The sequence below is a fragment of the Vibrio sp. 10N.222.55.C6 genome, assembly GCF_041473395.1.
Taxonomy (GTDB): Bacteria; Pseudomonadota; Gammaproteobacteria; order Enterobacterales; family Vibrionaceae; genus Vibrio; species Vibrio crassostreae_C.
Genome location: NZ_JBFRSD010000872.1, coordinates 1 through 544 on the forward strand (window position 1 = coordinate 1; position 544 = coordinate 544).

The 544-nt window shown below is 40.6% G+C and carries 1 protein-coding gene; it reads right to left on the minus strand.

Annotated features, from left to right (window positions below; translation table 11 throughout):
* The coding region (locus AB4486_RS26635; protein ID WP_372119765.1) for a PilW family protein at positions 1 to 544 on the minus strand (544 nt) is incomplete at both ends.

Here is a 544-nt window from a genome sequence, read left to right on the forward strand (position 1 = left end):
GACGTATCTCCTACTAATTCAGCAGAAATCATAATGGTTGTAATACCTGAACTAACCCCTTGAGATTCAATACTTGACTGATTCGCATGAAAATCAACGACTCTAATTTGATTCGGCTCAAAGATAGAAGAGCACCCACTAATCGCCGCTGATACTGTTTTTACGATACTGGAGGGGCTATCACACACCTTGACCAAGCCTGAATCGAATACAAAAGCGACATTTCGAATCTCTGATTGATGAGTGTAAGCATATGCAACCGTTTTTGAATCAGGAGAAATATATAAAGTATCGGTGGAGCCTGATAATTTTAGAGATACACCTGTCCCTCCATCGTAGCCCGCACGCTGGATATCTTCTTTAAAGTATTGAAGAGCTCCTGAAACTTGTTGTAATAGTAATAATTCTTTACTTCTCTCGGATGCGATGTTTTGTCCGGATATAAATACCGACCCCACACTTCCAATAACGACAATTCCCAAAATGGAAGAGATCATAAATTCGACTAATGTTGCACCGAACTGCTGCCTCCTAAGTGCAGATC